Annotated in this window: 2 protein-coding genes; one reads left to right on the top strand and one right to left on the bottom strand. The window is 65.6% G+C overall.

What is annotated here, in order from left to right:
• A partial coding sequence (locus VFW84_RS13290) for a heme utilization protein (RefSeq protein ID WP_329680941.1) occupies window positions 1-5,535 on the bottom strand: 5,535 nt, incomplete at its 3' end.
• Window positions 5,536-5,972: 437 nt separating this feature from the next.
• On the opposite strand from VFW84_RS13290, the gene VFW84_RS13285 reads away from it, so the two are divergent.
• Complete coding sequence (locus VFW84_RS13285) at window positions 5,973-9,191, top strand: nodulation protein NodZ (protein ID WP_329680940.1); 3,219 nt, start codon at window positions 5,973-5,975, stop codon at window positions 9,189-9,191.
• Window positions 9,192-9,195: the final 4 nt, after the last annotated feature.

The raw sequence follows: 9,195 nt of genomic DNA, 5'->3' as shown, positions 1-9,195 counted from the left end.
CACATCGGCGGTTTCGATCGCGGCCACCTGGCTGGTGCTCAAGGCCGCCACCTGGGTGCTGGTCAGCGAGCCCACCTGGGTCGTGTCGAGTGCCACGATCTGGTCGGTGCTCAGGGCGCGGATCTGGGCCGAGCTCAGGGCGCGGATCTGGCTGCTGCTCAGCGTGGCCAAGTCAGCGGTTTCGATCGCTGCGACCTGGTTGGTCGTCAGCGCCCCCACCTGAGCGGTGCTCAGCGAGGAGATCTGATCGGTGCTCAGGGCAGCGATGCCATCCGTGCTCAGGGCACGGATCGCGGCCGTGCTGATCACCCTCAGATCGGCGGTCTCGATCGCCACGATCTGGTCGGTGCTCAGGGCAGCCACTTGCGTGCTGCTGAGGGCGGCCACCTGGGCGGTGCCCAAGGCGGCGATGTCAGCCGTCTCGATCGCACCGATCTGGGTGCTGCTCATCGCGGCCAGTTGGGCCGAGGTCAGTGCAGACACCTGATCGGTCGTCAGGGCGACGATGCTGTCGGTGCTCAGACCCTTGATGGCGCTGCTGCTCAAGGCACGCACATCGGCGGTCTCGATCGCGACCACCTGATTGGTGCTCAGCGCCGCCACCTGAGTGCTGCTGAGTGCAGCCACCTGGGCCGTGCCCAGGGCCGCCACGTCGGCGGTCTCGATCGCCGCGATCTGGTCGGTGCGCAGGGCCACCACCTGGGCGCTGGTCAGCGAGCCCACCTGGGTCGTGTCGAGTGCCACGATCTGATCGGTGCTCAAGGCACGGATCTGGGCCGAGCTCAGGGCACGGATCTGGCTGCTGCTCAGCGTGGCCAGATCACCCGTTTCGATCGCGGCGACCTGGCTGGTCGTCAGCGCCCCCACCTGAGCGGTGCTCAGCGAGGTGATCTGGTCGGTGCTCAGGGCGGCGATGCCATCCGTGCTCAGCGAGCGGATCGCGGCCGTGCTGATCACGCGCAGATCGGCGGTTTCGATCGCCACGATCTGGTCGGTGCTCAGGGCTGCCACTTGCGTGCTGCTGAGGGCGGCCACCTGGGCGGTGCCCAGGGCGACGATGTCGGCCGTCTCGATCGCGCCGATCTGGCTGCTGCTCATCGCGGCCAGTTGGGCCGAGGTCAGCGCGGCCACCTGATCGGTGGTCAGGGCGACGACGCCATCGGTGGTGAGGCCCTTGATGGCGCTGCTGCTCAGCACGCGCACATCGGCGGTCTCGATCGCGGCCACCTGATCCGAAGTCAGCGCGGCCACCTGCCTGCTGCCCAGCGCGGCCACCTGGGCGGTGCCCATCGCAGCCAGATCCGCCGTCTCGATGGCGGCCACCTGGTCGGTCGTCAGGGCAGCCACCTGGGTGCTGCTCAGGTAAGCCATCTGTGCGGTTTCCAGCGCCTCGATCTGATCCGTGGTCAAAGCACGGATCTGGGTCGACGTGAAAGCGCGGATCTGGCCGCTGCCGAGGACAGCGATATCGCCGGTCTCGATGGCAGCCACCTGGGTCGTGGTCATGGCGGCGATCTGAGCACTGGTGGGCGCAGAGATCTGATCCGTGCTCAGGGCCACGATGCCATCCGTGGCCAGGGCGCGAACCGCCGCCGTGCTCATGGCGCGCAGATCGGCCGTCTCGATCGCGGCAACCTGGTCGGTGCTCAGAACGGCGGCTTGCGTGCTGGTGAGCGCGGCAGCTTGCGTGGTGGTCATGGCCGCCACATCGGCGGTCTCGATCGCGGCCACCTGAGCCGTCGTCAAGGCACCCACCTGCGCACTGGTGAGGGACGAGAACTGTTCGGTGCTCAGGGCGGCGATGCCTTCAGTGCTCATGGAGCGGATGGCCGCCGTGCCGATCACCCGCAGATCGGCCGTCTCGATGGCGGCGATCTGGTCGGTGGTCAGGGCAGACACCTGACGGCTGCTCAGGGCTGCCATCTGCGAGGTGCCCAGGGCGACGATGTCGGCGGTTTCGATCACACCCACCTGGGTGCTGCTCATGGCCGACAGTTGGGCCGAGGTCAGAGCCGAGACCTGATCGGTGGTCAGGGCGACCACGGCATCGGTCGTCAAGCCCTTGATGGCATTGGTGTTGAGCACGCGCACATCGGCGGTCTCGATCGCAGCCACCTGGCTGGTGCTCAGTGCGGCCGCCTGACTGCTGTTCAGCGCGGCCACCTGAGCGGTGCCCAGGGCGGCCACATCGGCCGTTTCCATCGCAGCGATCTGGTCGGTGCGCAGGGCAGCCACCTGGGCGCTGGTCAGCGCACCCGCCTGGGCGGTGTCCAGCGCCACGATCTGATCGGTGCTCAAGGCACGGATCTGGCTGGATGTCAGTGCGCGGATCTGGTTGCTGCTCATGGCCGCCAGATCGCTGGTTTCGATGGCAGCGACCTGGTTGGTCGTCAGCGCACCCACCTGTGCGGTGCTCAGTGCGGTGATCTGATCGGTGCTCAAGGCAGCGATGCCATCCGTGCTCAGCGAGCGAATGGCCGCGGTGCTGATCACGCGCAGATCAGCGGTTTCGATGGCCACAACCTGGTTGGTGGTGAGGGCCGACACCTGGTTGCTGCTGAGGGCCGCCACCTGGGCGGTGCCCAGGGCGACGATGTCTGCCGTCTCGATGGCACCGATCTGGCTGCTGCTCATGGCCGACAGTTGGGCCGAGGTCAGTGCTGCGGCCTGATCGGTCGTCAGGGCGACGATGGCGTCCGTGCTCAGGCCCTTGATGGCCGAGCTGCTCAGGGCACGCACATCGGCCGTTTCGATCACGGACACCTGGTCGGTCGTCAGGGCAGCCACCTGGGTGCTGCTCAGCGCTGCGGCCTGGGCTGTGCCCAGCGCCGCCACGTCAGCTGTTTCGATCGCGGCAATCTGATCGGTGCGCAGAGCGGCCACCTGGGTGCTGCTCAGCGCGCCCATCTGGGCGGTTTCCAGCGCCACGATCTGGTCGGTGCTCAGGGCACGGATCTGGTTGGACGTCAGGGCGCGAACCTGGCTGCTGCTCATCGCGGCCAGATCGGCCGTCTCGATGGCAGCGACCTGGCTGGTCGTCAGGGCACCCACCTGAGCGGTGCTCAGGGCGGTGATCTGATCCGTGCTCAGGGCGGCGATGCCGTCGGTGCTCATGGCCCGGATGGCGGCGGTGCTGATCACACGCAGATCGGCGGTCTCGATGGCCACGATCTGGTCGGTCGTGAGCGCCGACACCTGGGTGCTGCTCAGGGCCGCCATCTGCGAGGTGCCCAGGGCGACGATGTCGGCCGTCTCGATGGCACCGATCTGGCTGCTGCTCATGGCCGACAGTTGGGCCGAGGTCAGCACGGCAGCCTGATCGGTCGTCAGCGCCACGATGCTGTCCGTGCTCAGGCCCTTGATGGCCGAGCTGCTCAAGGCGCGCACATCGGCGGTCTCGATCGCGGCCACCTGATCCGTCGTCAGGGCTGCGGTCTGGGTGCTGCTCAGTGCCGCAGCCTGGGCAGTGCCCAGCGCGGCCACATCGGCGGTCTCGATCGCGGCCACTTGTGCCGTGGTCAGTGCCGCGACCTGGGTACTGCTCAGCGCGCCCATCTGGGCGGTTTCCAGCGCCACGATCTGATCGGTGCTCAAGGAGCGGATCTGGCTCGATGTCAAGGCGCGGACCTGGGCGCTGGTCATGGCAGCCAGATCACCGGTCTCGATGGCAGCGACCTGGGCCGTGCTCAGGGCGGCCACCTGGGCCGTGCTCAGCGAGGTGATCTGATCGGTGCTCAGGGCAGCGATGCCTTCGGTGCTCAAGGAGCGGATGGCCGCCGTGTTGATGACACGCAGATCGGCGGTTTCGATCGCCACGATCTGATCGGTGGTCAGAGCCGACACTTGCCGGCTGCTGAGGGTCGCCATCTGGGACGTTCCCAGCGCGACGATGTCTGCGGTTTCGATCGCTCCCACCTGGGTGCTGCTCATGGCCGACAGCTGGGTCGACGTCAGTGCGGCGGCCTGGTCGGTGGTCAGGGCCACCACGGCCTCCGTCGTCAAGCCCTTGATGGCATGGGTATTGAGCACGCGCACGTCGGCGGTCTCGATCACGGCCACCTGCGTGGTCGTCAGGGCGGCGGCCTGGGCACTGCTCAGCGCGGCCGCCTGGGTGGTGCCCAGTGCGGCCACGTCGGCAGTCTCGATGGCGGCGACCTGAGTGGTGGTCAGGGCGGCGACCTGGGCGCTGGTCAGCGCCCCCACCTGGGCGGTTTCCAGCGCCACGATCTGGTCGGTGCTCAAGGCACGGATCTGGTTCGAATTCAAGGCACGCACCTGGGTGCTGCTCAGCACGGCCAGGTCAGCCGTCTCGATGGCGGCCACCTGGGTCGTGGTCAGCGCGCCGACCTGGGCGCTGGTCAGGGCGGACACCTGGTCGGTGCTCAAAGCAGCGATGCCATCGGTGCTCAGGGCACGGATGGCAGCGGTGCTGATGACTCGCAGATCGGCGGTTTCCATCGCCACGATCTGGTCGGTCGTGAGCGCCGACACCTGGGTGCTGCTCAGCGCGGCCACCTGCGAGGTGCCCAATGCGACGACATCGGCCGTCTCGATGGCACCGATCTGGTTGCTGCTCAAGGCCGTCAACTGGGCCGAGGTCAGCACCGCGGCCTGCTCAGTGGTCAGGGCGGTGATGCCGTCGGTGGTCAGGCCCTTGACCGCACTGCTGCTCAGGACACGTACATCGGCCGTCTCGACCGCTGCCACCTGGGTCGTGCTCAGCGCAGCCACCTGGTTGCTGCTCAAGGCGGCCACCTGGGCCGTGCCCATGGCTGCCAGATCGGCAGTTTCAATGGCTGCCACCTGCTCCGTGCGCAGGGCCGCCACCTGGGCACTGGTCAGCACGCCCATCTGGGTCGTGTCCAGCGCCACGATCTGGTCCGTGCTCAATGCACGGATCTGGTTCGAATTCAGGGCACGGACCTGCGAGCTGGTCATGGCCGCCAGATCCGTGGTTTCGATCGCGGCCACTTGAGCGGTGCTCAAGGACGCAATCTGAGCGGTGCTCATGGCGGAGAACTGCTCCGTGCTCAGGGCCGCCAGACCGTCGGAGCTCATGCCCCGCAGGGAGGCGGTGCTCATGACGCGCAAATCGGCCGTCTCCAGGGCGGCAATCTGACTGGTGCCCAGGGCGGCCACCTGCGTGCTGCTCAAGCCCGCCATCTGCGACGTCACCAATGCGGCGATGTCCTCGCTCGCGATGGCGGCCACCTGGGCTGTCTTCAGCGACGCGATCTGGGCGCTGGTCAGGGCCGCGAACTGGTCAGTGGTCAGCGCATCGATCTGCTCGGTCGACAGCGCCCCAATCTGCGACGACGTGAAGACCCGCACATCCGCTGTCTCGAAGGCCTGGAGCTGAGACGAAGTCAGCACCGCCAGATCCGCCGTCTGGATCGCTCGCACCTGCGTGGTGGTCAAAGCGATGATCTGATCCGTCGAGAACGCCGCCCAGTCTTCCGTCTTGAGGTTCGCGATGGAGGTGGTGGACAGGGCTGCAATCGAAGATGTTGACAGCGAAGTGACAATCGAGGCCATAGAGCGCATCCCTTCAGTGGGCGAATGAATCGACATCAGCGGACTCAGTCCGGCCCAGTGGCCATGGCGAGTCGATCACTAACGGTTTAAATGTTTTCCGAGACTAAGGTCGAAGGGCCGGGCGCAAAGATCCAAAAAGAGCGGACAAGGCCGCCAAATCCAAAACTCTCGCCCCGGTACTTCGACCGGCTTCTCGGGGGTTATCGACCTCCCACGGCTGACCTTGAGTCACCCATCGCCAACCACTCACGACTGCGGCCAGGGGCAAGTCAGAAAGAACAGCCTGGATCCGTGCCTTTTTGACAGAGTGCGCCCCACGCCTGTCGGCACCATCGCGAAAGCAGTCACGTCACGCGTGACATCTGCACGCCCGGGGGCTCAAGGCGGTCCACCTCCAGGCCCCTCACGCAGATCCATCCATCGTCCGGCGGTGAAAAATGAGCGACACAGCAATCGACATCGACACACAGGAAAACCACCCCATGCCCACCCAGGCTCAGCCCAGCAAGCAGGACATCCTTTTTCACGCAGTGGAACTGCAAGGCCAAGGCCGGACCGCCGAGGCCGAGACCCTGTTCCGCGCGTTTCTGAAAGAGCAGCCTGACAACGGCATTGCCCTGTACTCGCTCGGTGTGATCCTTCTGAAGGACAACAAGGCCAAGGAGGCGTTTGATCTGCTCTCACAGGGCACCCGCTTGACCCAGGACTTCGCCCCCCTGTGGTTTGCCTACGCCACGGTGCAACAGGCCCTGGGCATGCGAGAAGAAGCGCTCGCCAGCTACGACCATGCCCTGGCGCTCAAACCCGATTACATCGAGGTGCTGGTCAACAGTGGCGCCCTGCTGCGAGACATGCACCGCCACGGTCCCGCCCTGGAGCGCTTCAACCGGGTGCTGATGATCAACCCCAACTATGAAACCGCCCTGGGCAACTGCGCCATCTTGCTGACGGAGTTCAAGCGCAGCGAAGAAGCCATCGCCATGTTCGATCGGCTGCTGACCATCAACCCCAACTACGACTACGGACTGGGCCTGCTGTGCTACGAGCGCATGCATGCCTGCGACTGGACCGATTTCGACAACACGGCCCGCCGCATCATCGAAGGCATCCGGGCTGACAAGCGGGTGTGCAAGTCCCTGGGCTTCATGGCCATCTCCGACGACGCCGCTGACCACCAGAAGTGCGCGCGGATCTTCGCCAGCCAGCGCTTCCCTTCCGTTTACCCACCCCTGTGGCGCGGCGAGCGTTACAAGCACCGCAAGATCCGCCTGGCCTACATTTCGCCGGACTTTCGCGAGCATCCCGTGGGCCATCTGATGGCCGGCATTTTTGAGCGGCACGACAAGAACCGCTTTGAGACCACCGCCATCTCGCTGGGCATTGACGACCAGAGCCGCCTGCGCACCCGCATGCTCAACGCCTTCGATCACTTCGTCGACGCGCGCATGATGGGCACACGGCAGATTGCCGAGCTGATGCGTGAGATGGAGATCGACGTGGCCGTGGACCTGGCCGGCTTCACCTCCGACTCGCGCTCGGACATCTTCACGCACCGCCCTGCCCCGGTCCATGTGAACTACCTGGGCTACCCGGGCACCCTGGGCATGAAGGATGTGGACTACATCATTGCGGACCGCTTCGTGATCCCGCCGGAGCAGCAGCAGTACTACGACGAGAAGGTGGTCTATCTGCCCGACGCCTATCTGCCCACGGACGGCGGATTGCGCATCGCCGAGCGCACGCCCACCCGTGCGGAATGCGGCTTGCCGGATGACGCCGTGGTCTTTTGCTCCTTCAACCACGACTACAAGATCTCGCCCCATGTGTTCAAGGTGTGGATGAACCTGCTGCGCCAGGTGCCCGGCAGCGTGCTGTGGTTGATGTCGCGCAACGAGGTCTCCCAGCGCAATCTGCGTGCCCAGGCGCGCGCTCATGGCATTGAGGATTCGCGCCTGGTCTTTGCCGGCCGAGTGCCCCTGGTGGAAGACCACCTGGCCCGCTACCGCCAGGCCGACATGTTCCTGGACACCCACCCCTACAACGCCCACACCACGGCCGCCGATGCGCTGATGGCCGGTCTGCCCGTGGTGACCTATATGGGCCATGCTTTCCCGGCACGTGTCGCGGGCAGCCTGCTGCACGCCGTGGGCCTGCCCGAGCTGGTCACCCACTCCCTGCAGGACTACGAGGCCATGGCCCTGCGACTGGCCACACAGCCTGAATTGCTCAAGGGCATCAAGGCCAAGCTGGCGGCCAACCGAGCCAACACGGCCCTCTTCGACACGGACCGCTTCTGCCAGCACCTCGAAGCCATCTACACCGCCATGTGGCGCGATGCCGAGCTGGGAGAAGCCCACGATGCCCTCAGCGCACAAGCCATCACCCCCCTGCCACAAGCCGCCCAGGACGAGTCGCCCGAGGACCAGCAGCTCATCGAAGCCGCCATCGAGCGCGGCAATCTGCAAAAGGCCGAGTTCCTGTGCCGCAACATCCTCGATCAATCCCCCCAGCATCCTTTTGCGCTGACGCAACTGGGCCGCGTCGCCAGCCTGGTCGGCGCCTATGACATCGCCATCGAGCATTTCACGGCGGCGCTGAGCACCCACCCGGAGAACCGGACGGTGTGCCAGTGGCTGGCCCAGGCGAGCCATGCACGCTGCACCTTGCATGCCGATGCCCAGGAGCACGGCGGCGCAACGCCCGACCGGTACCTGCTGATCAAAGCCTGGGGTTTTGGTTTCTGGTCCGATCTGGACCACGTGCTGGGTCAACTGCTGCTGGCCGACATCACCGGGCGCACCCCCATCGTGCACTGGGGCAGCAACAGCCTGTTCCGCGACGCCGACACCCTCAATGCCTTCGAGAGCTTCTTCGAGCCCGTGTCGGACCGCACGCTGGCCGACCTGAGCCAGGAGCGCTTCAGCTACTTCCCCAAGAAGTGGAACGCCCAGAACCTGACACAGGAGGATCTGGCCCGCTGGTCAGGGCCGGATGCCCGCCTGAGTGGTCTGTACTTCCTGAACCGCGACGAGAACGTGGCGGTGAGTGACTTTCACACCAAGGTCAATGACCTGATGCCCTGGATTCCCGCCCACAGCGAGTACCACGGCCTCAGCCGCCATGCGATCTACCGCAAACTCGTCGACAAGTACCTCCGACTGCAGCCACGCCTGCAAAGCCTGGTCGAGCAACAATGGCAGACCCATTTCGCAGGCCGCAACTGGCTGGCGGTGCACGTGCGTGGCAGCGACAAGGTGCACGAGATGAAGCACCTGGACCTCATCAACGAGTCCTACTTTGCGCACATCGACAAGATCCTGCAGGTCAACCCCAGCCTGTCGATCTTCCTGCTGACCGACAGCACCGCCGTGATCGATCAGTTCAAGACACGCTACCCCGAGCGCATCCTCACACTGGACTGCCAGCGCAGTGACTCCAGCACAGGCGTTCACTATTCAGGACACGCCGGCACCGAGCTGGGTGAGCAGGTGATCCTGGACTCCTGGCTGGCGGCACGCTGCCACTTCTTCCTGGGCAACGGTGGCTCCAATGTGTCCGTGGGCATCCGGCACCTCAAGGCCTGGCAGGACGGCACCTACTTCCTGATTGGCGAAGACTTCCTGGGCCAGCGCAACATGATGTTGCACGACTGGTAAGCCC

Origin of the sequence: Aquabacterium sp. (assembly GCF_036279655.1) — a bacterium.
In the GTDB taxonomy this organism is placed as follows: domain Bacteria; phylum Pseudomonadota; class Gammaproteobacteria; order Burkholderiales; family Burkholderiaceae_C; genus Aquabacterium.
This window is presented reverse-complemented; position numbering and strand designations above follow the sequence as displayed.

Coding starts and splice junctions, on each gene's coding strand:
- VFW84_RS13285 (WP_329680940.1), top strand. CDS start 5,973: ATGAGCGACACAGCAATCGACATCGACACACAGGAAAACCACCCCATG.